At 73.2% G+C, this 23,978-nt stretch carries 22 protein-coding genes; 14 read left to right on the plus strand and 8 right to left on the minus strand.

Annotation, left to right across the window (positions count from 1 at the left end; translation table 11 throughout):
* The first annotated feature begins 24 nt into the window (after nucleotides 1-24).
* From pelF to AB0I06_RS23750, 4 genes are read left to right on the plus strand one after another with little or no spacing between them, the layout of a single operon-like run.
* A complete protein-coding gene (pelF, locus tag AB0I06_RS23735; protein ID WP_363120846.1) occupies nucleotides 25-1,584 on the plus strand; it encodes a GT4 family glycosyltransferase PelF in 1,560 nt (519 codons plus the stop codon).
* Complete coding sequence (locus AB0I06_RS23740; protein WP_363120847.1) at nucleotides 1,581-3,089, plus strand: hypothetical protein; 1,509 nt, start codon at nucleotides 1,581-1,583, stop codon at nucleotides 3,087-3,089. The genes pelF and AB0I06_RS23740 overlap by 4 nt, the downstream gene beginning before the upstream one ends.
* Nucleotides 3,086-3,736 (plus strand): spherulation-specific family 4 protein, encoded by a 651-nt coding sequence (locus AB0I06_RS23745; RefSeq protein ID WP_363120848.1) that lies wholly within the window; start codon nucleotides 3,086-3,088, stop codon nucleotides 3,734-3,736. Before AB0I06_RS23740 ends, AB0I06_RS23745 begins: the two co-directional genes overlap by 4 nt.
* Nucleotides 3,733-4,515 carry an endo alpha-1,4 polygalactosaminidase gene (locus AB0I06_RS23750; RefSeq protein ID WP_363120849.1) on the plus strand — a complete coding sequence of 261 codons (783 nt, stop codon included), beginning with the start codon at nucleotides 3,733-3,735 and terminating at the stop codon, nucleotides 4,513-4,515. Before AB0I06_RS23745 ends, AB0I06_RS23750 begins: the two co-directional genes overlap by 4 nt.
* Here AB0I06_RS23750 and AB0I06_RS23755 read toward each other — a convergent pair.
* Nucleotides 4,475-5,086, minus strand: coding sequence for an RDD family protein (locus AB0I06_RS23755; RefSeq protein WP_363120850.1), 612 nt, complete (start codon nucleotides 5,084-5,086; stop codon nucleotides 4,475-4,477). The two genes, AB0I06_RS23750 and AB0I06_RS23755, sit on opposite strands and share 41 nt — an antisense overlap.
* 81 nt (nucleotides 5,087-5,167) lie before the next feature.
* Nucleotides 5,168-5,950: an adenosylcobinamide-GDP ribazoletransferase gene (locus AB0I06_RS23760; RefSeq protein ID WP_363120851.1), complete on the minus strand. Its 783-nt coding sequence runs from the start codon at nucleotides 5,948-5,950 to the stop codon at nucleotides 5,168-5,170.
* A 60-nt stretch (nucleotides 5,951-6,010) separates the two neighbouring features.
* Between AB0I06_RS23760 and AB0I06_RS23765 the strand changes: the two genes are divergently transcribed.
* Complete coding sequence (locus AB0I06_RS23765) at nucleotides 6,011-6,772, plus strand: hypothetical protein (RefSeq protein ID WP_363120852.1); 762 nt, start codon at nucleotides 6,011-6,013, stop codon at nucleotides 6,770-6,772.
* Here the strand turns inward: AB0I06_RS23765 and AB0I06_RS23770 are convergent.
* Nucleotides 6,712-7,410, minus strand: a complete 699-nt coding sequence (locus AB0I06_RS23770) for a hypothetical protein (RefSeq protein WP_363120853.1) — start codon at nucleotides 7,408-7,410, stop codon at nucleotides 6,712-6,714. The genes AB0I06_RS23765 and AB0I06_RS23770 overlap by 61 nt on opposite strands.
* A gap of 134 nt (nucleotides 7,411-7,544) precedes the next feature.
* Nucleotides 7,545-8,654: a nicotinate-nucleotide--dimethylbenzimidazole phosphoribosyltransferase gene (gene cobT, locus AB0I06_RS23775; RefSeq protein WP_363120854.1), complete on the minus strand. Its 1,110-nt coding sequence runs from the start codon at nucleotides 8,652-8,654 to the stop codon at nucleotides 7,545-7,547.
* Nucleotides 8,655-8,845: 191 nt separating this feature from the next.
* Between cobT and AB0I06_RS23780 the strand changes: the two genes are divergently transcribed.
* On the plus strand, nucleotides 8,846-9,892 hold the full coding sequence (locus tag AB0I06_RS23780; RefSeq protein WP_363120855.1) for a class I SAM-dependent methyltransferase: 1,047 nt from the start codon (nucleotides 8,846-8,848) through the stop codon (nucleotides 9,890-9,892).
* A gap of 31 nt (nucleotides 9,893-9,923) precedes the next feature.
* On the opposite strand, the gene AB0I06_RS23785 is transcribed toward AB0I06_RS23780, so the two are convergent.
* Nucleotides 9,924-11,123, minus strand: coding sequence for a bifunctional adenosylcobinamide kinase/adenosylcobinamide-phosphate guanylyltransferase (locus AB0I06_RS23785; protein WP_363120856.1), 1,200 nt, complete (start codon nucleotides 11,121-11,123; stop codon nucleotides 9,924-9,926).
* Between the two features lie 227 nt (nucleotides 11,124-11,350).
* Between AB0I06_RS23785 and AB0I06_RS23790 the strand changes: the two genes are divergently transcribed.
* Nucleotides 11,351-11,563, plus strand: a complete 213-nt coding sequence (locus AB0I06_RS23790) for a hypothetical protein (RefSeq protein ID WP_062926420.1) — start codon at nucleotides 11,351-11,353, stop codon at nucleotides 11,561-11,563.
* A gap of 60 nt (nucleotides 11,564-11,623) precedes the next feature.
* On the opposite strand, the gene AB0I06_RS23795 is transcribed toward AB0I06_RS23790, so the two are convergent.
* Nucleotides 11,624-12,325, minus strand: a complete 702-nt coding sequence (locus tag AB0I06_RS23795) for a methyltransferase domain-containing protein (protein ID WP_363120857.1) — start codon at nucleotides 12,323-12,325, stop codon at nucleotides 11,624-11,626.
* A gap of 83 nt (nucleotides 12,326-12,408) precedes the next feature.
* Nucleotides 12,409-13,008 carry a DUF3043 domain-containing protein gene (locus AB0I06_RS23800; protein WP_363120858.1) on the minus strand — a complete coding sequence of 200 codons (600 nt, stop codon included), beginning with the start codon at nucleotides 13,006-13,008 and terminating at the stop codon, nucleotides 12,409-12,411.
* A 317-nt stretch (nucleotides 13,009-13,325) separates the two neighbouring features.
* Here AB0I06_RS23800 and AB0I06_RS23805 point away from each other — a divergent pair, with 317 nt between their 5' ends.
* The 6 genes from AB0I06_RS23805 (at nucleotide 13,326) to AB0I06_RS23830 (ending at nucleotide 22,050) form a co-directional block, all read left to right on the plus strand.
* Nucleotides 13,326-14,111, plus strand: coding sequence for a PspA/IM30 family protein (locus AB0I06_RS23805; RefSeq protein WP_363120859.1), 786 nt, complete (start codon nucleotides 13,326-13,328; stop codon nucleotides 14,109-14,111).
* 23 nt (nucleotides 14,112-14,134) lie between these two features.
* Nucleotides 14,135-14,413, plus strand: coding sequence for a hypothetical protein (locus AB0I06_RS23810; RefSeq protein WP_363120860.1), 279 nt, complete (start codon nucleotides 14,135-14,137; stop codon nucleotides 14,411-14,413).
* Nucleotides 14,414-14,484: 71 nt separating this feature from the next.
* The gene (locus AB0I06_RS23815) at nucleotides 14,485-15,708 is read left to right on the plus strand and encodes a histidine kinase (RefSeq protein WP_363120861.1); all 1,224 of its coding nucleotides are present in this window, start codon (nucleotides 14,485-14,487) and stop codon (nucleotides 15,706-15,708) included.
* Nucleotides 15,705-16,382 carry a response regulator transcription factor gene (locus tag AB0I06_RS23820; protein ID WP_363120862.1) on the plus strand — a complete coding sequence of 226 codons (678 nt, stop codon included), beginning with the start codon at nucleotides 15,705-15,707 and terminating at the stop codon, nucleotides 16,380-16,382. The genes AB0I06_RS23815 and AB0I06_RS23820 overlap by 4 nt, the downstream gene beginning before the upstream one ends.
* A 159-nt stretch (nucleotides 16,383-16,541) precedes the next feature.
* Nucleotides 16,542-19,676 carry an efflux RND transporter permease subunit gene (locus AB0I06_RS23825; RefSeq protein WP_363120863.1) on the plus strand — a complete coding sequence of 1,045 codons (3,135 nt, stop codon included), beginning with the start codon at nucleotides 16,542-16,544 and terminating at the stop codon, nucleotides 19,674-19,676.
* 142 nt (nucleotides 19,677-19,818) lie between these two features.
* Nucleotides 19,819-22,050, plus strand: coding sequence for a protein kinase (locus AB0I06_RS23830; protein WP_363120864.1), 2,232 nt, complete (start codon nucleotides 19,819-19,821; stop codon nucleotides 22,048-22,050).
* 18 nt (nucleotides 22,051-22,068) lie between these two features.
* Here the strand turns inward: AB0I06_RS23830 and nadA are convergent, their stop codons facing one another.
* Nucleotides 22,069-23,253, minus strand: a complete 1,185-nt coding sequence (nadA, locus tag AB0I06_RS23835) for a quinolinate synthase NadA (RefSeq protein ID WP_363120865.1) — start codon at nucleotides 23,251-23,253, stop codon at nucleotides 22,069-22,071.
* Between the two features lie 283 nt (nucleotides 23,254-23,536).
* Here nadA and AB0I06_RS23840 point away from each other — a divergent pair, with 283 nt between their 5' ends.
* Nucleotides 23,537-23,893 carry an iron-sulfur cluster assembly accessory protein gene (locus AB0I06_RS23840; RefSeq protein ID WP_031109243.1) on the plus strand — a complete coding sequence of 119 codons (357 nt, stop codon included), beginning with the start codon at nucleotides 23,537-23,539 and terminating at the stop codon, nucleotides 23,891-23,893.
* Nucleotides 23,894-23,978: the final 85 nt, after the last annotated feature.

Consider the following 23,978-nt stretch of genomic DNA (forward strand, 5'->3'; position numbering starts at 1 on the left):
TCCGCACCCAGGGGGAAACACCGCATGAGGCGTACAGGCCGTCATGTCACCATGCTCACGGAAGGCACCTACCCACACGTCCACGGCGGCGTCAGCACCTGGTGCGACCAGCTCGTCAAGGGCATGCCGGAGGTCGGCTTCCACATCGTCTCGCTCACCGGCAGCGGCCGTGAACCCGTCACCTGGGAGCTGCCGCCCAACGTCCAGGCGCACACCTCGATCCCCACCTGGGGTCCGCGCCCGGGCCGCGCCAGGCCTCCGTACGGCAGGGCCCGCCGCCGGTTCACCGAGACCTACGAGCGGTTCCTGCTCTCTTTCCTCGACCCCGGCTCGCACGCCGACTTCGGCGAGTCCCTGAACGAGCTGGCCGCACTCGCCCGGGACGGGCTGCTGCCGGCCGCGCTGCGCACCGAGTCCGCGCTGCGGTCGCTGATGTGGATCTGGACCATGCCGCACCTGCCGACGGCCCCCGCCCACCCGACCGTGCACGACGCGCTGACCGCCACCGACCTGCTGGAGCACGCCCTGCGCCCGCTCGGCTTCCGCATACCCGAAGGCACCGAAGGCACCGTCACCCACGCCGTCAGCAGCGGCCTCGCGACCCTGCCCGCGCTCGCCGCCCGGCACCTGGACGGGGTGCCGTTCCTGCTCACCGAGCACGGCATCTACCTGCGCGAGCGCTACCTCGGCTACCGCCAGGGCGCCCAGCGCTGGCCCGTGAAGGCGTTCATGCTGGGCTTCTACCGCGAACTGAACTCCCACGGCTACCGCGCCGCCGACCTGATCACCCCCTGCAACCGGTACAACCGCCGCTGGGAGGAGCGCGGCGGCGCCGACGCCGACAAGATCCGCACGGTCTACAACGGCGTCGACCCGGCCGCCTTCCCGCACGCCGGCCCCGAGCCGGAGGTGCCCACCCTGTCCTGGTGCGGCCGGGTCGACCCCATCAAGGACCTGGAGACCCTGATCCGCGCCTACGCGACGGTGCGCGCGGAGATCCCGGCGACCCGGCTGAGGCTCTTCGGCCCGGTCCCGCCCGGCGGCGAGGCCTACCGCACCCGGCTGGAGAAACTCGCCGCCGAACTGGGCGTCACCGACGGGCTGACCTTCGAGGGCCGCGTCAGCGAGGTCTGGCGGGCCTACGCGGCCGGCCACCTGGTCATGCTGTCGTCGATCTCCGAGGGCTTCCCGTTCTCCATCATCGAGGCCATGTCCTGCGGCCGGACCACGGTGTCGACGGACGTCGGCGGGGTGCGCGAGGCGGTCGGCGACACGGGCCTGGTGGTGCCCCCGCGCGAGCCGGAGAAGATGGCCGCCGCCGCGCTGACCCTGCTGAAGGACGATCAACGGCGGGTGCGCCTGGGCGAGTTGTCCCGTCAGCGCGTCATCGACCGGTTCACCCTGCGCCGCTCGGTGGACGCTTTCCGCACCATCTACAAGGAACTCGCGGGCGAGGACGAGGTGTACGAACCCACGCTGGAGACCGTGGACGACTGGACCCTGGAACTGCGCGACCCCTGGTACGCGTCCACCTCCGTCCCGGGGTCCCCCGGGACGGAGTCCGGGGAAGGGGCCGGCTGGTGAGCGAGAGCGTGCGGACGCCCCCGGGGCCCCGCCCCGGCACCCTCCCCGGCATCCCCCGGCAGCGCACCCCCAGCTGGGCCCTGCCCGACCCGGTCGACGAACTGGCCGACCGGCTGGAGGACTTCACCGCGGCGGCCGTCCACCCGGACGAGATAGCCGCCCTGCTGGAGTCCGACGGCCTGTCCGACGACCAGATACGCGAGCGGTACGGCCTGAAGAACTCCTTCGCGCTCGCCGAGACCCTCTACGAACGCGTCGAGCGCCGCTACCCCGAGCCCGACGCCCCGCCCCCCGGCCCGTGGCGTGCCGGTCTGCTCGGCTGCCTGCTGCGCGGCGTCGTCTTCGCCCTGCCCGGTCTCGCCTACGTCCTCGGGGCCCCGCTGCTCGCCGGCCCCGGCGACTTCGGCCTCCCCGCGGGCACGGTCCCCCTCCTGGCCGGCGCCCTGTGCGGCTGGACGTGGAACCAGGGCCTCGCCCACCGGGCCTACGTCTGGCTGGGGCTGGGCGACCGGCCCGCCGCCCGGCGGACCCTGCTGATCGGCGCCCCGGCGGGCGCGCTGCTCGGCTCCCTGGTCGCCCTCTCGTGCGCGGGCAGCGCCTCCCCGGCCGTGATCGCCTTCGCCGCCGGGCAGTCCTGCTACCTGGCCGCGGCGACCGTTGTGCTGGTGATGGGCCGCGAACGACTGCTGCCGGCCGCCCTCGCGCCGGTGGCGCTGGGCGCGGTGCTGTCCCCGGCCGCCGCACTGCCCGAGGCCGTGAGCGTGGCCCTGCTCGTGGCCGGCCTGGCGGCGGTCACCGTGCTCGCCCTGCGCGAGGTGGCACCCGCCCTCAAGGACGGGCACGGCTGCAGCGCCGGCCTCGCCGCCCTCCTCCCCTTCGGCGCGTTCGGCGCCCTGCCCGCCCGGCGCCGCCCCGCCGCACCCCGGCTCACGGCCTCCGTGCCGTACGCGCTGTTCGGGCTCGCCACCGGTGTCCTCGTGCTGCACGCGGACCTCGGTGACGTCCTCGCCGGTGAGAGAGCCGGGGCGATCGCCGCGCCCGCCGCCGTGGCGCTCACCCTCAGCATGGGCCCCGCCGAGTGGCTGCTGTACCGCTTCCGCGGCCACAGCCTCGCCGGGCTGCGCTCCAGCGGCACCGCCCGGGCCTTCCGGCGCGGCACCGTCCTGACGGTCCTGCGGTGCCTGGCCGGCTACCTCCTCGTCCTGCTCGCGCTGAGCCTCGCCGCCTCCGCCCTGTGGCCGCACGCCCCGGCCCCGGGCGGCTTCCGGACGGCCGGGCTGCTCCTGCTGGGCGTGGTCCTGTGGACGGGCCTGCTGCTCCAGTCGTCCGGCGCCGTGACAGGCGCGACGGCGGTGTGCTGCGCCGCGGCCCTCGTCCAGACGCTGCTGCTCGTCACCCGCACCGGCGATCCGCACCTGACCGCGACCGCCGTGTACGGGGCCGCCGCCGTCGCGCAGACCGCCCTGGTGTGCACCCTGCTGGGAAGGGCAACCGCCCACCGATGAGCACTCTTCTGGTCCCCTACTACGAGCACCCGTCCGTCCGCCCCGCCGAGTGGGACGCGATCGTGGCGGCGGCACCCCGCCTCTACGGGGTCGTCCTCAACCCGGCCGACGGCCCCGGCGACCGCCCCGACGCGGCCTTCGCCGAGGTGGCCGGCCGGCTGCGGGCCGCGGGCGTGCGGGTCCTCGGGTACGCCGACACCGACTACGGCCGCCGACCCGCCGGTGACGTCGTCCGCGACCTCGCCCGGCACCGCGACTGGTACCGCGCGGATGGCGCCTTCCTCGACCAGGTCCCGTCCGGGCCCGAGCCGTTCGAGCACTACCAGCGGCTGGCGGTCGCCGCCTGGGGCGTCGGCTGCGGCACCCTCGTCCTCAACCACGGCACGACACCCCACCCCTGCTACGCCCGCATCGCCGACCTCCTCGTCACCTTCGAGGGCACCTGGGACGCGTACCGCGCCCTGCCCCCGCAGCCCCGGCCCGGCGGCCCGGACGTACGGCTGTGCCACCTCGTCCACCACGTGCCCCGCGGCGCCGACCCGGAGACCCTGGCCCGGGCGCGGGGCGCGGCGGTGCACTGCGCGGTGCCCGGAACGGGAGATCATCCCTGGGGCACACTGCCGCACACCCTGGAGAACGCCCCGTGAGACGCCGTCCCCCGCTCGTCGCCGCCCTGCTCCTCGTGCTGCTCGCGGGGTGCGCCCAGGCTCCCGACGACAAGCCCGGCCCCCGCTGGCGTCCCCGCCCCGGCACCGCCTGGCAGTGGCAGCTCAGCGGCCGCCTGGACACCTCCGTCGACGTGCCCGTCTACGACATCGACGGCTTCGACCACTCCGAGGACACCGTCGGCCGGCTGCACCGCGAGGGCCGTAAGGTCATCTGCTACCTGTCCACCGGCGCCTGGGAGGAGTTCCGCCCGGACGCCGGTGACTTCCCCGCGTCGGTCCTGGGCCGCGGCAACGGCTGGAAGGGCGAGCGCTGGCTCGACATCCGCCGCACCGACGTGCTGGAGCCGCTCATGGCGGCCCGGATCGACATGTGCCGGGAAAAGGGCTTCGACGCGGTGGAGCCCGACAACATGGACGGCTACCGCAACGACACCGGCTTCCCGCTCACGGCCACCGACCAGCTCCGCTACAACCGCCTCATCGCCCGCCTCGCCCACGACCGGGGGCTGGCCGTCGGCCTGAAGAACGACCTGGACCAGATCCCGGAACTGGTCGGGGACTTCGACTTCGCGGTCAACGAACAGTGCGCCCAGTACGGCGAGTGCGCCGCCCTCAAGCCGTTCGTCGCCGCGGGCAAGGCCGTCTTCCATGTCGAGTACGAGGTGCCCACCGGCCGCTTCTGCGCCGACTCTCGCCGGCTCAGGCTCAGTTCGCTGCTCAAGAAGTACGAACTAGGGGCGTGGCGACGGGCCTGCTGAGCCCGAACCCGGTCACCGCCGTGCCCGCGATCCGGTCGGCGAGGGACCGGCGGCCGGGGGAGAGGACCGGCAGCGCGTTCAGCAGGAACAGCACCACCGCGACCGCCCACACCAGCACCGACAGCACGACCTGCCCCTCGACCAGCAGCACGCACGCCACGGCGTACACGGCGACGTCCACGGCGGTGGTGACGGCGGCGCGCCGGGCCGCCCGCATCCTGCGCGGCACGGTCGGGGTGACCCTCAGCCCGGCCAGGGCCTTGCCGACGGTGCGCCCGGCGACGGCCAGGCACGCCCACTGGTAGAGGAACACCGCCAGCACCAGCAGCCCGAAGGCCTGCTCGACGTACAGCACGGACTTGTCCCACAGCGTCAGCCCCAGGTCCTGGGAGGCGTCGAGCACGTCACCGCGCGAGGTCAGCAGGTCCAGGCCGCCGCGGGTGGCCAGCTCGGGCACGTCGGTGACGAGCGCCGAGACCCGGTGGAAGGTGAGCACGGCGAGCGCCGAGGCGAGCGTCACCACCAGCGCGAAATCGACGAGCCAGGCCAGGGCACGGCGCAGCTTCGGCATGTACATCCCCCGATCACGTGTGTGTCGGGCAGGAAGCTAGCGGCTGAGCGGCCCGGGCAGGAGAGGGACGAGGAGATCGTTTCAGCCCAGTGACAGAACGACCAGCGCGGTGGTCGCCGCCGTCTCCGCCAGGCCGCCGAAGACATCCCCGGTGACCCCGCCGAAGCGGCGGGTGCAATGGCGCAGCAGCGCCTCGGCGGCGGCCAGGGAGAGGACGACCGCGAGCACGCCACGCACCACGCCGTACGGCCCGAGGAGGGCACCGGACCCCGCCGCGGCCCCCGCGACGGCCACGGCCGCGACCACCGCGCCCCGCGGCGGCACCACACCGGCGACCGCCGCCCCCAGCCCTTCCGGCCGCGCGGCCGGCACCCCGGTCCGCGCCGCCAGGGTCAGGACCAGCCGGGCGCACGTCGCGGAGACGACGACGGCGCACGCGCCCCGGGCCCAGGAGGCGTCGTAGGCCTGGGCGAGCGCGGCGACCTGCGCGAGCAGGGCGAGGACGAGGGTGATGACCCCGAACGGGCCGATGTCCGACTGCTTCATGATCCGCAGCGCGTCCTCGGCGGGCTTCGCGCTGCCCAGGCCGTCGGCGGTGTCCGCGAGCCCGTCCAGATGCAGCCCCCGGGTGAGCGCGGCGGGCACCGCGACGCTCACCACGGCGGCGAGCGGCGCTCCCGCGCCGAGGAACAGCAGCACCAGTCCGAGCAGGGCGGACGCGGCACCCACCGCCAGCCCGGCCAGCGGCGCGCACAGCATGCCGCCGCGCGCCGCCTCCCGGTCCCAGCGGGTCACCCGGACGGGGATCACCGTGAGGGTGCCGAAGGCGAAGCGGAGGCCGTGGAGGGGCGAGGTTCTGGGCACCGGCGCAGGCTACCGGCCGGTCAGGAGAGCGGGAACGGCACCCGAGGATAAAGTTCACATATGGGATGGCTGGAGCGGAACATCATCGAACCCGGCAAGCTGCCGCTCCTTCTCGCTCTCGTCGCCTTCGTGCTGACCTTCCTGATCACCCGGATCATCACCCGCCTCATCCGGGCCGGCAGGGGCCCCTTCGGCAACGTCAGCAGCGGTGGCGTCCACGTCCACCACGTGGTCCCCGGGGTCATCCTGACGATCATCGGCGGTTTCGGCGCGGTCGCCGGCGGCCGGCACGGCTTCGGCTCGTGCCTGGCCGCGGTGTTCTTCGGCATCGGCGCGGGCCTGGTCCTGGACGAGTTCGCCCTGGTCCTGCATCTCGCCGACGTCTACTGGACCCCGGACGGCCGCAAGAGCGTGGAGATGGTGGTCCTCACCGCCTCCCTCGTCGGCCTGCTCCTGATCGGCTTCTCACCGCTGGGCGTCGACGACCTCGACGAGGACCAGCAGCAGAACCGCGCCGTCGTCCTCGTGAACATCCTGGTGAACTTCGGGTTCGCCCTCATCGCCCTGTTCAAGGGCAAGGTCCGCCTCGCGGTCGTGGGCGTGATCATCCCCCTCGTCGCCCTGGTCGGCGCCGTACGGCTGGCCCGCCCCACCTCGCCGTGGGCCAAGCGGTTCTACCGCAACCGGCCCCGCGCCCGGGCCAAGTCCGCCCTGCGCTCCTACCACCACGACCGCCGCTGGGCGGCTCCCTCGCGCGCGGTTCAGGACTGGATCGGCGGAGCGCCCGACCCCGAACCGGCCCGGTCCCTCGAACGCCGCTGACGCAGCTCGCCGGCCGCGCACAGCGCCAGCACCGCCACGATCGCGGCCAGGTGCTCCTTGCCCGCGAGGTTCTCCTTGAGCACCACCTCCACCACCATCGCCGCGATCACCACCGACGCCGTGACGCAGGCGCGCAGGCGCCACCCCAGGAAGACGGCCAGGCCCACCACGGCCGCCGACGGCCCGGTGTCCACCACCCACCGGTCGGAGGCCGGCAGACCGAGCGGGGAGTCCGGGCCTAGCCAGATGCCCAGGCGCGCGTACAGCGTGCCCGCGAGCGTGGCCGCATAGGCGAGGGCGAGGGTCCGCCACCAGCCGAGGCACAGCTCCGCGACGCCGAAGACCAGCAGGATCTGCGCGAGAGCGCCCCACACCGGCAGGTCCAGGGCGGGCACGAACAGCGACAGCGGCGTCCGCAGCAGCGCCGACCACACCGGGTCCCCGGCCCGCACCCCGCCGAGGTCCTGCACGAGCTGAAAGCCCCACGACTGCTGGTGCACGACGTGCAGCACGGCCGTCAGGCACGCGGCCGTGACCGCCATCGGCACCGCCCGCCACCGCCGCTCGGCCAGCGGCCCGCGCACCGCCGCGTACAGCGCACCCCATTCGGCGCGGGCCCAGCGGGCGAGCGTGGTCATCGGGCGGTCGTCCTCGTCCGTGCGTGGTTACGTCTGAGGGTGTCTGCGACTCAGTCAAACCGACACCACGTTCCAAGACCGACCGGAACGGGACGAAGTTGAGCCAGGCGTGAGTGACCTGGATCTCGGCGGCGCTACCGCCCGGCGGGCTCCTCCGGCTCCTCGGAGGGCTCCGGCCCGGCCGGCTCCTCGGACTCCTTGGGCTTCTCCGGCAGCTCCGCCGCCAGCGCGGCCGCCGCCTGCACGAGCGGCAGCGCCAGCAGCCCGCCCGCACCCTCGCCGACGGTCACCCCGTGGGTCAGCAGCGGCTCCAGGGCCATCCGGTCCAGCGCCTTGGCCTGCCCGGGCTCCCCGCTGTCGTGCGCGGCCAGCCACCAGTCCGGCGCCCGGAACGCGATCCGCTGCCCGACCAGCGCGCAGGCGGCCGTCACGACCCCGTCGAGCACCACCGGCAGCTTGCGCACCGCGCTCTGCAGGAGGAAGCCGGTCATCGCCGCGAAGTCGGCGCCGCCCACCGTCGCCAGCAGCCGCAACTGGTCCCCGAGGACCGGCCGCGCCCGGCGCAGCGCGTCCCGGATCGCCGCGCACTTGCGCATCCACGCCAGGTCGTCGATCGCCAGCCCGCCCCGGCCCGTGACGACCGACGCGTCGACCCCGCACAGCGCGGCGACCAGCACGCCCGCCACCGTGGTCCCGCCGACGCTCACATCGCCGAGCACCACCAGGTCCGTGCCCGAGTCGGCCTCCTCGTCGGCCACCGCGACCCCGGCCCGGAACGCCGCCTCGGCCTCCTCGACGGACAGCCCGTCCTCGATGTCGATCCGCCCGCTGCCACGCCGCACCCGGTGCCGGACGACGTCCTCCGGCAGCGACTCGGGGTCGCAGTCCAGGGCCATGTCCACCACCCGCACCGGCACGCCCAGCCGCCGGGCCAGCACCGACACGGGCCGGCCGCCCTCCAGGACCTCGCGCACCAACTCCCCGGCGCCGCCCGCCGGGCGGGCCGACACGCCGAGCCCGGCGATGCCGTGGTCACCGGCGAAAAGCACCACCCGGGGCCGCTCGACCGGCCGCACCGGCACGGCGGACTGCGCCGCCGCCAGCCACTCACCCAGTTCGTCGAGGCGGCCCAGCGATCCGGGCGGCACGATCTGCCGCTCCCGGCGCGCCTCGGCGTCACGGCGGACCCCGCCGTCCGGACGCTCGATCAGATCGGTGAAGTCGTCGAGATTAAGCGAGCTCATTCGCCGAACAGTACCGGCCCCGGTCGAACAGCACGGCGCCACATCACCACTCCGTCACGACGACGTCGTTGCACCCGGGATCGGCATCCCATACGTTCCGTTTTGCAGCGGATTGTCGTACGTGACCGCTCTTCGCCCGACGACCCCCGCCGTACGTCCCCGCCGTACGCCGCCGCGCCCGGGAGCCGCCCATGCCCGCCCACCCCGCCCCCTCCGCACTCCCCCTCCCCCCAGCGACCACACCGGTCCACGAACCGCGCAGGCAGGACTGCCCCTGGTGCGGCTCCACCCGGCTGCGCACCCGGCTGCGCACCGGTGACCTGCGGCAGTACAAGCCCGGCAGCTTCACCGTCGACGCCTGCCGCGACTGCGGCCACACCTTCCAGAACCCCCGCCTCACCGTGGAGGGCCTGGCGCTCTACCACCGGACCGTGCGCGGGGCGCCCCGGGACCCGGCGAGCGACGGCCTCCTCGCCCTGCGCGCGAGCCCGCGCCGCCACCGCTCGGCGGCCCGCGCGATGCTGCGCCTGGGCGAACCGGAGAGCTGGCTCGACGTCGGGACGGGCCACGCCCGCTTCCCGGCCACAGCCCGGCGGTTCTTCCCGTACACCGCCTTCGACGGCCTGGACCCCACCCCACGCGTGGTCCGCGCCCGCTCGGCCGACCGCGTCGAGGAGGCCCACGTAGGCCGCCTGACGGACCCTCGGATCGCCGCCCCCCTGCGCGCCCGCTACGACGTGGTCAGCATGCTCCACCACCTGGAGGGCACCCCGGACCCGCGAGCGGAACTGCGCGCGGCCCTGTCCGTCCTGCGCCCCGGCGGCCACCTGCTGCTGGAGACCCTCGACCCCCGCAGCCTCTTCGCCGCCCTCCTGGGCCGCTGGTGGCTCGCCCACGACCAGCCCCGCCACCTGCACCTCGTCCCCCCGGCCAACCTCCGGGCGGAACTGGAGGCGGCCGGCTGCACGATTCTGACGCTCGACCACCGCCCGGTCCACGTCCCCCACGACCTCGCGGGCGCCCTGTCCCTGGCCCTCTCCCACGCCCTGCCGGCCCCGGACACCCCCTGGCGGGCGATCCCCCCGCCCCCGGCCCGACGGCACGCCCGTACGGCCCTGCTGCGCGCGGGCGTCCCGCTGGTGGCCGTGGCGGCGGTCGCGGACCAGCTCCTGGCCCCGCTGGCCCGCCGCACACGCCTCGCCAACACCTATCGGGTGATCGCCCGCAAGGCCCCCTAGCTCTCGTCGCCAGGCCCGGCCGTGGCCGCTGTCAGCCCCGCAGCGCCACGGCCTGCCCCGCCACCACCAGCAGGACGTGCTCGCACTCGTCCGCGAACCCCGCGTTCAGCCGCCCGAGCTCATCGCGGTAGCGCCGCCCCGACGCCGTCGACGGCACGATCCCCGACCCCACCTCGTTCGACACGGCGACCACCGTCCGCCGGGTGGCCCGCACCGCCTCCGTGAGCTCACGTACCCGCTCCCGCAGCACCTTCTCCCCCCGCTCCGCCCACACCGCGTCGTCCCACGCCCCGGCGGAGTCCATCGCGTCGGTCAGCCACAGCGAAAGACAGTCGATCAGCAGCGGCGGCCCTTCCGCCTCCAGCAGCGGCACCAGATCGCAGGTCTCGACCGTCTGCCACGACCCCGGCCGCCGGACCCGGTGCGCCGCCACCCGCGCGGACCACTCCGTGTCCCCGTTGCGCGAGCCGCCCGTCGCCACGTACAGCACGTCCGGGAAGGCCTCCAGCCTGCGCTCGGCCTCCACCGACTTGCCCGACCGCGCCCCGCCAAGCACCAACGTCCGCCGCGGCACGTCCGGCACGTCCTCGTACGCCCCCACCGCCAGCGTCACCCCGTCCGGCACGGCCCGCGCCCCGGCCGCCGCGAGCCGCCGCCCGAGCTCACGGCCGGGCGGCACGTCGTGGTCCAGATGGACGGCGACCACATCGGTCGTCGGCCCGACCGCCCCCACCGCCCGCAGCTTCGCCAGCGCGTCCGGCCGCCCCACGACGTCCGCGAGCACCATGTCGTACGACTCGGCCGGCTCCTCAAGACCCGCCGGGGCCCCGCCCGGCGGCAGATACAGCAGCCGCTGCCCCTCCGGACCGGTCACCGCGTAGCCCGTGCCCGGAGCGTCCAGCGCCACCGCCCGCACCCGGTGCCCCGTCAGCAGCGTCAACTCCCGGCCGTCCGGCACCCGTCCGGGCTGCGGCAGCCCCGCGGGCACCTCGACCGGCGGCCCGTCGTGCGGATGCGACAGCAGCACCTGACGAACGCCGGTCAGGGACCGGCCCGCCCGCGCCGCCGCGAACGCCGCGCCCGGCGTCAGATCGAGCAGCACGGCCCCGTCCAGGAGCAGCGCGGTGGCCGCCCGCGCGTCCGGACCGAGGGCGGCCGCACAGGCCGCGCAGGGACAGTCGGGGCGGGGGAGTCCCGCGGGGGCGCCGGTGCCGAGCAGAGTGAGTTCCACGCAACGATTCTCACCCGTGGCCATGCGTCACGCGTGATCGAGACGCCCCGACAGGGGCGCGGGGAACCGCGCGACCAGCCGGCCACGGCCCGCACTCCAACCGGTGACCCGCACCCCCGCAAGGCCTATGACGCCGCACACGGCGGAGCGCATAGGCTCTTGGACGGGAGCCGGACCAGGATCCGGCTTTTCGCTGTGCAGTGTGCTCACACACATGGGAGGCGTACATGGCGGCATGGACGTGGCGGTTCGAGAAGACCGACGGGACGGAGGTCCAGCCCGCGGTGCCGCCGGAGGAGTTCCCCACGCAGGGGGACGCCGAGTCCTGGATCGGGGAGCACTGGAAGGCCCTTCAGGAGGGTGGTGCCGACCAGGTGCGGCTGTTCGAGGACGCCACGGAGATCTACGGGCCGATGAGTCTGCACGCCGCCGAGGCGTGAGCCCGGGGGCGGGCGGGGGCCGCACGGCCCCCGCCCGCCCCCTTCCTGTTCTCGCGCGCGTCAGCCCCGCACGCCGCACAGGTGCAGCAGCGCCGCCACCCCGCGGTACGGATCCGTCCGCCCGGCCTTCTCCTCCGCCGCCAGCAGCGTCTCCACGTCGGCGGGGACCTCGGCGCCGTCCGCCGCCGTGTCCGTGAACACCCGCACCCCGTACCAGGCGTGCAGCGGCGCCCCGATCCCCGCCAGCGTCGACGTCAGGTCCTTCAGCCGGTCGGCCCGCACGTCCAGCCCGAGGCGATTGCGGTAGGCCACCGTGTCGAACGCGGCCAGAGCGCCCGCCCAGTCGCCGGACAGCCCCGGACGCAGCGCGAGGGCGTCACCGTTGCGCACCAGCAGGGACAGCAGCCCGCCCGGCGCGAGCATCCGGGCCAGCCCCGCCAGCAGCGGGTCCGGCTCCTCGACGTACATCAGGACGCCGTGGCACAGCACCACGTCGAAGCTGCCGGGCAGGAAGTGCACACCGGTGTCCCGGCCGTCGCCCTCGATGATGCGCATCCGCTCCCGGATGCCCTCCGGCTCCCCGGCGAGGGCCTCCCGGGCCGCGGCGATCATCGTCGAGTCCTGCTCCAGACCGGTCACCTGGTGCCCGGCCCGGGCCAGCCGCAGCGCCTGCGTGCCCTGGCCCATCCCCACGTCGAGCACCCGCAGGCGCTGTCCGACCGGGAACCGGCCGACTATCTGCTCGTCCAGCTGGCGGGCCACCAACTCCTGCCGGACGACATCGCGCAGCCCGCCCAGCCTGTCCAGCCAGGCATCCGCCGCACCCCCGGAGAACGGCGTCGTGGTCAGGGCCGCTCTCCACGCTTGACCTGCGGCTTCGGCAGCCGGAGCCGGCGCATCTGGAGCGAGCGCATCAGGGCGTAGGCGATGGCACCGCGCTTGTTCTCGCCCGGGAAGCGCTCGTTCAGCTGCTTCTTCAGGCGGAAGGCCGTGACGAACGAGTCGAGCACGATCAGCACGATCACCACGAGCCACAGCAGCAGCGCGATGTTCTGCAACGCGGCCACCCGCACCATGCTCAGCACGAGGATGACCACGGCCATCGGCAGGAAGAACTCCGCGATGTTGAAGCGCGAGTCGATGAAGTCGCGCGCGAGCCGGCGGATCGGCCCCTTGTCACGCGCGGGGAGGTACCGTTCGTCGCCGCTCGCCAGCGCCTGACGCTGCCGCTCCAGCGCGGCACGGCGCTCCTCGCGCTGGCGCTTGGCGGCCTCCTTGCGCGTCATCGACGTGTTGGCCACGCTGCGCCGCTGGCTCTGAGCCTGGCTGCGCTTGGGCGTGGGGCGACCCTTGGGGGCCTGCGGGTCGCGGGGCTGCTTGGAGAAGTTCACCGGCGCCTTGTCGGCGTCCTGGGCCTTCTCATCCTTCGCACGGCTACGGAACACAAAACCCAAGGGTAAGGGCTTTGGGGCATGGACCCCACTCCCGTGGGGAACGATCCGGCAACACCAGTCGTCAGTAAGGGGACAGAGGGGACGTTGCGTACGCCTCCGGATGTTTCCCGGGACGCAGGGTTCCGGTGACCCCGGGGACCACCTACTCCCTACGCCGGAGCGGGAGCGCACGCAGTCGTCCTTGGGGATGAGCGCATCCGTCCCCGAACAGTGCGGTAATGGATGCAGGGCCCGTACTGTGGGTTCTGTCGCAGGAGCAGCTGCCGGAGTCGGTCAGAAGGGGGCGCGCGAAGCCCATGAGCGGTGTCATGAAGCGTATGGGGATGATCTTCCGCGCGAAGGCGAACAAGGCCCTTGACCGGGCCGAGGACCCGCGCGAGACCCTCGATTACTCGTACCAGAAGCAGCTGGAGCTGCTCCAGAAGGTCCGGCGCGGCGTCGCCGACGTGGCGACCAGCCGCAAGCGCCTGGAACTCCAGCTGAACCAGTTGCAGTCGCAGTCCGGCAAGCTGGAGGACCAGGGCCGCAAGGCGCTCGCGCTGGGCCGTGAGGACCTGGCCCGCGAGGCGCTCTCCCGCCGGGCGGCGCTCCAGCAGCAGGTGACGGACCTGGAGACCCAGCACGCGACGCTCCAGGGCGAGGAGGAGAAGCTCACCCTCGCGGCCCAGCGGCTCCAGGCCAAGGTCGACGCCTTCCGCACCAAGAAGGAGACGATCAAGGCGACGTACACCGCGGCCCAGGCGCAGACCCGGATCGGCGAGGCCTTCTCCGGCATCTCCGAGGAGATGGGCGACGTCGGCCTGGCCATTCAGCGTGCCGAGGACAAGACGGCCCAGCTCCAGGCACGCGCCGGCGCGATCGACGAACTGCTCGCCTCCGGCGCCCTCGACGACCCCTCCGGCATGCACAAGGACGACATCCAGGCCGAGCTGGACCGGCTCTCCGGTGGTACGGATGTAGAGCTGGAACTGCAGCGGATGAAGGCCGAGCTGGCCGGCGGCCCCAGTGGTGGGCAGCAGGCCATCGAAGGTGGCACGAGCCAGCAGCAGTCCGCGCAGCAGCCGCAGGACACACCGCGCTTCGACAAGCAGTAGCGGTCCACGCCTAGGAGGGCGACATGATCGTACGGATCATGGGGGAGGGCCAGGTGGTACTGGCCGACGGCCACCTCGCCGAGCTCGACGAGCTGGACGACGAACTCCTGGCGGAGATGGAGAAGGGCGACGGCCCCGGCTTCCGCCGCACCCTCCAGGCCCTCCTGGCCCGGGTCCGCGACCTGGGCGAAGCCGTCCCCGACGACTCCCTGGAGCCGTCGGACCTGATCCTGCCCTCCCCGGACGCGACGCTGGAGGAGGTCAGGGAGCTCCTGAGCGACGACGGTCTGATCCCGGGCTGAGCGCGGGCACCCATGGGCGGGCCGGCAGGGGGCTGGGGGCACAGCCCCCGGCCCGGCTACCGTGAACCCCCGTGAGCACCCTCGCGCGGGCCCGATGCCAGGCCAAGGCGCATCCCCTGGCCATGGATGCCGTCCTGGCCGCGGCCGTCCTCCTGTGCATGGTCGCCGGTTCGTTCGTGGAACCCCGGCACCGCGACAGCGTCAGCTGGGCCCTGCGCACCCCCGACCCCCTCAGCCTGCTCCTCATGACCCTCGGCGCCGTGGCCCTGGTCTTCCGCCGCCGCGCCCCCATGACGGTCCTCGCCCTCACCGGCACCCTGTCGGTCGTCGAGTCCGTCACCGGCGATCCCCGCACCCCCGTCGCCATGTCCGCCGTGATCGCCCTCTACACCGTCGCCTCCACGACCGACCGCCCCACCACCTGGCGGGTCGGTCTGCTCACCATGACCGTGCTGACCGGCGCCGCCATGGCCGCCGGACCGCTGCCCTGGTACGCCCAGGAGAACCTCGGCATCTTCGCCTGGACCGGCATCGGCGCCACCGCGGGCGACGCCGTGCGCAGCCGCCGCGCCTTCGTCCAGGCCATCCGGGAGCGCGCCGAACGCGCCGAGCGCACCCGGGAGGAGGAGGCCCGCAGGCGGGTCGCCGAGGAACGCCTGCGCATCGCCCGGGACCTGCACGACGTCGTCGCCCACCACATCGCCCTGGTCAACGTCCAGGCCGGAGTCGCCGCGCATGTCATGGACAAGCGGCCCGACCAGGCCAAGGAGGCCCTCGGGCACGTCCGCGAGGCCAGCCGCTCCGCGCTCAACGAACTCCGTGCCACCGTCGGCCTGCTCCGGCAGTCCGGCGACCCCGAGGCCCCCACCGAGCCCGCCCCGGGTCTCGACCGCCTCGACGAACTCACCGGCACCTTCCGCAGCGCGGGCCTGCACATCGAGGTCGCCCGCGCCGACCAGGGCACCGCCCTCCCCGCCGCCGTCGACCTCGCCGCCTACCGGATCATCCAGGAGGCCCTCACCAACGTGCAGAAGCACGCCGGGCCGCGCGCCAAGGCGGAGGTCAGCGTCGTCCGGGTCGGGCCGAACATCGAGATCACCGTGCTCGACGACGGCAGCGGCGAGAACGAGACCCAGGACGGCGACGGCGGCGGCCACGGACTGCTCGGCATGCGCGAGCGCGTCACCGCCCTGCGCGGCACCCTCACCACCGGTCCCCGCTACGGCGGCGGCTTCCGCGTCCATGCCATCCTGCCGGTCAAGAACCGCACACCCACCGGGGAGGACCCCGTATGACCATCCGTGTCCTGCTCGCCGACGACCAGGCGCTCCTGCGCAGCGCCTTTCGTGTGCTCGTCGACTCCGAGCCCGACATGGAGGTGGTCGGCGAGGCCTCCGACGGCGCGGAAGCGGTCCGCCTGGCCACGGAGCAACGCCCCGACGTCGTGCTCATGGACATCCGCATGCCCGGGACCGACGGTCTGGCCGCGACCCGCATGATCAGCGCCGACCCCGGGCTCGCCGACGTCCGGGTCGTCATCCTGACGACGTTCGAGGTCGACGACTACGTCGTGCAGTCGCTGCGCGCCGGTGCCTCCGGCTTCCTCGGCAAGGGATCCGAGCCCGAGGAACTGCTGAACGCCATCCGTATCGCGGCAGGCGGCCAGGCCCTGCTCTCCCCGGCGGCCACCACGGGCCTGATCGCCCGGTTCCTCGCCACGGACGATCCGGCCGACGGCGACCCGGCCCGCGGCGAACGGCTCGACTCGCTCACCGTCCGGGAGCGCGAGGTGCTCGTCCAGGTCGCGGGCGGGCACTCCAACGACGAGATCGCCGAGCGCCTCGAAGTCAGCCCGCTGACGGTGAAGACGCACGTCAACCGGGCCATGGCCAAGCTGGGCGCCCGGGACCGCGCCCAGCTCGTGGTCACCGCGTACGAGTCCGGCCTGGTCCGTCCAAGGGTGGACTAGGCCGGCCCGGGTGTACTGCGGCCGGAGTACGCGCCGCGGGAACATGTGGACCTGGGGCCTACGGAACCCCCTCCCCCCATGGCCCAGGGTGTAGGGGCGGGCGCTCGTCCGTGCGTTCGCTGCCGCTTCTGCCGCTCAACAGAAGAGAGATCCCCACCCATGTCCTGGCTGTCCAGGTTCAGCCTCGCGCAACGGGCCTTGATCGGGCTGATGTCGATCATCGCGCTCGTCTTCGGGGCGATCGCGATACCCCAGCTCAAGCAGCAGCTGCTGCCCACCATCGAACTGCCCATGGTGTCCGTGCTGGCGCCGTACCAGGGCGCGTCCCCGGACGTGGTCGAGAAGCAGGTCGTCGAACCCATCGAGGACAGCCTCGAAGCCGTCGACGGCATCAGCGGCGTCACCTCCACCGCCAGCGAGGGCAACGCCGTGATCATGGCGTCCTTCGACTACGGCAGTGGCACCGAGCAACTGGTCGCCGACGTCCAGCAGGCCGTCAACCGGGCCCGTGTCCAGCTGCCGGACGACGTCGACCCGCAGGTCGTCGCCGGTTCCACGGACGACATCCCGACCGTCGTCCTCGCCGTCACCTCCGGCCGGGACCAGCAGGCCCTGGCCGACCAGATCGACAAGACCGTCGTACCGGACCTGAAGGGCATCGACGGCGTCGGCCAGGTCACCGTCGACGGCGTGCGGGACGTCCAGGTCACCGTCACACCCGACGACGCGAAGCTGGCCAGGGCCGGTCTGACCGCGCAGTCCCTCGGCGAGGCCCTGAGGGCGGGCGGCGCGACCGTCCCGGCCGGCTCCTTCGACGAGGGCGGAGCCAACCGCACGGTCCAGGTCGGCGGCGGCTTCACCTCGGTCGAGCAGATCCGGGACCTGAGGGTCACGGGCGAGCCCGGCAAGGGCAAGCCGGTGCGGCTCGGCGACGTCGCCACGGTGAAGCAGCAGGAGGCCCCGGCCGACTCCATCACGCGCACCGACGGCAAGCCCAGCCTCGCCGTCGCCGTGACCATGGACCGCGACGGCAGCGCCGTCGCCATCTCCGACGCCGTCCAGGACAAGCTCCCCGAGCTGCGCGAGGACCTCGGCTCCGGCGCGACGCTCACGGTCGTCAGCGACCAGGGCCCGGCCGTGTCGAAGTCCATCAAGGGCCTGACCACCGAGGGCGCGCTCGGTCTGCTCTTCGCCGTCCTGGTGATCCTCGTCTTCCTGGCGTCGATCCGCTCGACCCTCGTGACCGCGGTGTCCATCCCGCTGTCCGTGGTCCTCGCCCTGATCGTGCTGTGGACACGCGACCTGTCGCTGAACGTCCTGACGCTGGGCGCCCTGACCATCGCCATCGGCCGGGTCGTCGACGACTCGATCGTGGTCCTGGAGAACATCAAGCGCCACCTCGGCTACGGCGAGGAGCGCCATTCGGCCATCCTCAACGCCGTCCGCGAGGTCGCCGGCGCGGTGACCTCCTCGACGCTCACCACGGTCGCGGTGTTCCTGCCGATCGGCCTGGTCGGCGGCATGGTGGGCGAGCTGTTCGGCTCGTTCAGCCTCACCGTGACGGCCGCCCTGCTGGCGTCCCTGCTCGTCTCCCTGACGGTCGTGCCGGTGCTGTCGTACTGGTTCCTGCGGCCCCCGAAGGGCACCCCCGAGGACGCGGACGAGGCCCGCCGGATCGCGGAGGAGAAGGAGGCCAGGAGCCGCCTCCAGCGCGTCTACGTCCCCGTCCTGCGCTTCGCGACCCGCCGCCGCCTCACCAGCGTGGCCATCGCCGTCGTCGTCCTGGTCGGCACGTTCGGCATGGCCCCGCTGCTGAAGACGAACTTCTTCGACCAGGGCGAACAGGAGGTCCTCACCGTCAAGCAGGAGCTGAAGCCCGGCACCAGCCTGGCCGCGACCGACGCCCAGGCGAAGAAGGTCGAGAAGCTGCTCGCCGGCATCGAGGGCGTGAAGGACTACCAGGTCACCGTCGGCTCGTCCGGCTTCATGGCCGCCTTCGGCGGCGGCACGGACAGCAACCAGGCCTCGTACCAGGTGATGCTGGAGGACTCGGCGTCCTACGAGGACGTCCAGGACCGCATCGAGAAGGGTCTCGCCGGCCTGAAGGGCATCGGCACCACCACCCTCACCGCCGGTGACGGCTTCGGCGCCCAGGACCTGAGCGTCGTGGTGAAGGCCGCCGACGCCGGTGTGCTGCGCACGGCGTCCGAGCAGGTCCGCAAGGCGGTCGCCTCCCTCGACGACGTCACGGACGTCTCCAGCGACCTGGCGACCAGCGTGCCGCGCGTCTCGGTCAAGGCCAACGACAAGGCGGCAGCGGCCGGGTTCGACGACCAGACCCTCGGCGCCGCCGTCGCCCAGGCCGTGCGCGGCACCACCGCGGCCAAGGCGGTCCTGGACGACACCGAGCGCGATGTCGTCATCCGCTCGGCGAAGCCCGCCACGACCCTGAAGCAGCTTCAGGACCTGCGTCTGGGCGGCAAGGTGAAGCTCGGCGACATCGCCACGGTGAAGCTGGTCGACGGCCCGGTCTCGATGACCCGCATCGACGGGCAGCGCGCGGCCACCATCACCGCGAAGCCGGCCGGCGACAACACCGGCGCGGTCAGCACCCAGCTCCAGTCGAAGATCAGCGCGCTGAAGCTCCCGGACGGCGCCACCGCGTCCATCGGCGGTGTCTCCGAGGACCAGGACGAGGCGTTCGCCAACCTGGGCCTGGCGATGCTCGCGGCCATCGCGATCGTCTTCATGCTGCTGGTCGGCACCTTCAAGTCCCTGGTGCAGCCGCTGATCCTGCTGGTCTCCATCCCGTTCGCCGCCACCGGCGCGATCGGCCTGCTGCTCGCCACCGGCACCCCGATGGGCGTCCCGGCGATGATCGGCATGCTGATGCTGATCGGCATCGTGGTGACCAACGCGATCGTGCTGATCGACCTGATCAACCAGTACCGCAAGCAGGGCCACGGCGTCGTCGAGGCCGTGGTCGAGGGCGGCCGGCACCGGTTGCGCCCGATCCTCATGACGGCCCTGGCGACGATCTTCGCCCTGCTGCCCATGGCCCTCGGCATCACCGGCGAGGGCGGCTTCATCGCCCAGCCGCTGGCCGTGGTCGTGATCGGCGGTCTGGTGACGTCGACGCTGCTCACCCTGCTGCTGGTCCCGACGCTGTACGCGATGGTCGAGCTCCGCAAGGAGCGCCGGGCGGCCAAGCGCGCGGCCAAGCGGGCGGACAAGGCGGGCGAGGGGCCCGGCGCGACGCCGGCCCCGGACGAGCCGGAGCGCGCCTCCGTCTGAGCGCGAGCTCTCGCCGAGCCCGAGACGCTGGTCCTGCCCGGGCCGGGCCCCGAACCGGAACGAACGGTTCGGGCCCCGGCCTTCGCCATGTCGCCGTTACGTATCCTGGCCCGGACTGCATGGCGGGGGAGAGGAACCGGGCGTGCCGCTGCAGAAGGACGACCCGAAGTCGATCGGCGGGTACAAGCTGGTCGGCCGGCTCGGGTCCGGGGGCATGGGGGTCGTCTACCGCGGCCGGGCCCGTTCGGGGCGCGAGGTCGCCGTCAAGGTGGTGCACGCCCAGTACGCGGAGGACGCGGTCTTCCGCGCCCGGTTCCGGCAGGAGATCGAGGCCGTCCGCAAGGTGAGCGGCGCCTTCACCGCGCCGGTCCTGGACGCCGACCCGGAGGCGGTACGGCCCTGGATGGCGACCCAGTACGTGCCCGGGCCCTCCCTCGCCGCCCTGATCCGCGACCAGGGCCCGCTGAAGGGCACCGCGCTGCGCCGGCTGGCGCTCGGGCTGGTGGAGGCGCTGCGGGAGATCCACCGGGCGGGGGTGGTGCACCGGGACCTCAAGCCCGCGAACGTCCTGATGGCCGAGGACGGCCCGCGCGTCATCGACTTCGGCATCTCCCGCGCGGCCGAGAACCACCACACCCTGACCGAGACCGGCCAGATGATCGGCACCCCGCCCTTCATGTCGCCGGAGCAGCTCACCGACGCCCGCTCGGTGGGCCCGGCCTCCGACGTGTTCTCCGTGGGCGCCCTGCTCGTGTACACGAGCACCGGCCGGGGCCCCTTCGACGCCGACAGCCCCTATCTGACGGCCTATCGGGTGGTCCACGACCCACCCGTCCTGGACGGCGTCCCGCAGTCCCTGCACGCGCTGCTGGAGCGCTGCCTCGCCAAGGACCCCGCGGACCGGCCCGGACTGGACGAACTGGCACGGGCGTTGGTGACCGCGCTGCCGGAGACGGGCCCGGACGACCAGGACACCGTGACCCTGCGCAGGGACGAGGCGGCCCAGGTCAGCACCCGGCCCGCCGCGGTCGCCGGCCCCGGCCCCGCGGCTGCGGGAGGACACCGCAGCCGTGCCCGGCGGCTGTGGGTCACGGCCGGCACGGCGAGCGCCCTCGCACTCGGTCTGACGGGCTATCTGCTGTTCGGGCCCGGACTCGGCGGGGACGGCGCGCGGACGGGGGAGGGCACCGCCGGGTCCGCGCCCTCCCGGTGGACGGCCGTCCCGGCCGGCTGGAAGCCCTGGCAGACGACGGTGTTCGCCCCCGCCGCGCAGGGCGTGAGAGAGGGACGTGGCATCGCCGAGGGCGGGTCGCTGGAGGGACCGGCGTGCGAGCTGTACGAGGGCGCCGTCTACTGCGCGGGCGACGGGGTCCTGCCGGTGCGCCTCGACGCCCTGACCGGACGGGCCCGCTGGCGCGCCGACGTGCTGCCGCCCGGCACGGGCGAGGGGTCGTACAGCTTCTCCGTCCTCGGCGTCACGGACGACGCGGTGCTCGTCGAGCAGACGTACAGCCCCGACCACGGGGAGGACGTCGTGGTCACGGCCGCCGCCCTCGACACCGGGACCGGCGAGCGGCTGTGGCAGCGCACGGTGAACGTCGACGCGGTCCGCCCGTACGTCTTCGGCGACCTCGTGATCGTCCCGGACGACGGCGGCCGCTCGGTGACCGCCCGCTCGCCGCGCACCGGCGCCGGGCGCTGGACGGCACCGCTGCCCGCGGGGCAGTACTGCGCTCCGGCGGACACCGGAGAGAACCCCTACCTGCGGTGCGGCCCGGACGAGATGCCCTCGAAGGAGACGGTCCTGCTGCGGCTGGACCCCTCCGACGGCTCGGCACGGCGTCTGACGGTGCCCGTCGACGAAACGCCCGTCGGCATGTTCGAGGGCCGTCTGGCCCTCCTGGTACCGACCGAGGACGACGAGGACGAGGCGTTCGCCGGGATCCGGCTGCTGGACCCGGACACCGGAAAGGACCGCGTGGTGAAGCTCGCTCAGCCGCTGGAGGGCAACGCGGCGTACTCCGACGGCATCCTGTGGTTCGCCACCTCGTCCGGACAGGTCACGGCGGTGTCGGTCCGCACGGGCGAGCGGCTGTGGCAGAGCCGGACGAGCCTGGAGCAGCCCAGCGACATCGTCCACGACCCGCGCGCCCGGGTGGTCTACCTGTCCAGCGCCAGCGGCCGGGTCGCCGCCCTCGACACGAGGAAGGGCACGCCGCTGTGGGAGACCCTGCCGCGTGCCCGGCGGGTGACGAACCCGGGCTGGTCGCGCTCGATGACGCTGCACGAGGGTGCCCTCGTGGTCGCCACCGCCGACGGCGACGTCTTCACTCTCGACCCGGCCCACCCCGACCGGAAGCCCGTGTCGGGGTGAGCCCGGGGGCCGCGAGACCTACGGCAGCGCCAGCATCCGCTCCAGCGCCAGCTTCGCGAACGCCTCGGTCTCCTTGTCGACCTCGATCCGGTTGACCAGCTTGCCCTCGGCCAGCGACTCCAGCGCCCAGACCAGGTGCGGCAGGTCGATGCGGTTCATGGTCGAGCAGAAGCAGACCGTCTTGTCGAGGAAGACGATCTCCTTGCCCTCCGGCGCGAAACGGTTCGCCAGGCGGCGGACCAGGTTCAGCTCCGTGCCGATGGCCCACTTGGAGCCGGCCGGCGCGGCCTCAAGGGCCTTGATGATGTACTCCGTCGAACCGACGTAGTCGGCCGCGGCCACGACCTCGTGCCTGCACTCGGGGTGCACCAGGACGTTCACGCCGGGGATCCGCTCGCGTACGTCGTTCACCGAGTCAAGGCTGAAGCGGCCGTGCACCGAGCAGTGGCCGCGCCACAGGATCATCTTCGCCGCGCGCAGCTCGTCGGCGGTCAGGCCGCCGTTCGGCTTGTGCGGGTTGTAGAGGACGCAGTCCTCCAGGGACATGCCCATGTCCCGCACCGCGGTGTTGCGGCCGAGGTGCTGGTCCGGCAGGAAGAGCACCTTCTCGCCCTGCTCGAAGGCCCAGTCCAGGGCGCGCTGGGCGTTGGACGAGGTGCAGATGGTGCCGCCGTGCTTGCCCGTGAACGCCTTGATGTCGGCGGAGGAGTTCATGTACGAGACGGGCACGACCTGCTCGGCTATCCCGGCCTCGGTCAGCACGTCCCAGCACTCGGCGACCTGCTCGGCCGTCGCCATGTCGGCCATCGAGCAGCCGGCGGCGAGGTCGGGCAGCACGACCTTCTGGTCGTCGGACGTCAGGATGTCCGCGGACTCCGCCATGAAGTGCACGCCGCAGAACACGATGTACTCGGCCTCGGGGCGGGCGGCCGCGTCGCGGGCCAGCTTGAACGAGTCACCCGTCACATCGGCGAACTGGATGACCTCGTCGCGCTGGTAGTGGTGGCCGAGCACGAAGACCTTGTCCCCGAGCTTCTCCTTCGCCTTGCGGGCGCGCTCCACCAGGTCCGGGTCGGACGGCGAGGGCAGGTCGCCGGGGCACTCCACGCCGCGCTCGCTCCTCGGGTCGGCCTCACGGCCGAGGAGCAGCAGGGCGAGGGGCGTCGGCTGTACGTCGAGGTCCTGGGTCTGGGCGGTGGTCACGACACGCACCCTTTCTGTTTCTGCGACTTTTCGTCGATTTGACGCTATCTATCATAACCGCTTCACGTCACTTTGACGATGGCCATAGCGTCGGTGTGACGTGAATCCCGGTGGGCCGCCGTTCATTCCCGTCAGGACCCGGAAAGAGCCGTTTTCCGGTTCCGGGTGCGTGTGCGAGCATGAAAAGGAGCCGAGATCGAGCGCCCGGCCCCGGAATGAATCCGAGGCCCCGCCGGTTGGAACCGTCGGCAAGCAGTCTCCGTACAACCCGGGAGAGATGTAGATGTCCGTATCGGACGAGACCAGCACCGTCACCGACGGCATCATCCTGACCGACGCCGCCGCGTCCAAGGTCAAGGCGCTGCTCGACCAGGAAGGCCGCGAGGACCTCGCGCTGCGGGTCGCCGTCCAGCCCGGCGGCTGCTCCGGCCTGCGTTACCAGCTCTTCTTCGACGAGCGCGCCCTCGACGGCGACGTCGAGAAGGACTTCGGCGGTGTGAAGGTGGTCACCGACCGCATGAGCGCCCCGTACCTGGGCGGTGCCACGATCGACTTCGTGGACACCATCGAGAAGCAGGGCTTCACGATCGACAACCCGAACGCGACGGGCTCCTGCGCCTGCGGCGACTCCTTCAGCTGAGCCGGCCGAGCCGCCACCGGCGGCCGCGGACACGACGAAGGCGGCGGCCCCTCGAAGGGGCCGCCGCCTTCGTGCTGTGCTGCCG

It is taken from the genome of Streptomyces sp. NPDC050674 (assembly GCF_040654575.1).
Lineage (GTDB): Bacteria > Actinomycetota > Actinomycetes > Streptomycetales > Streptomycetaceae > Streptomyces.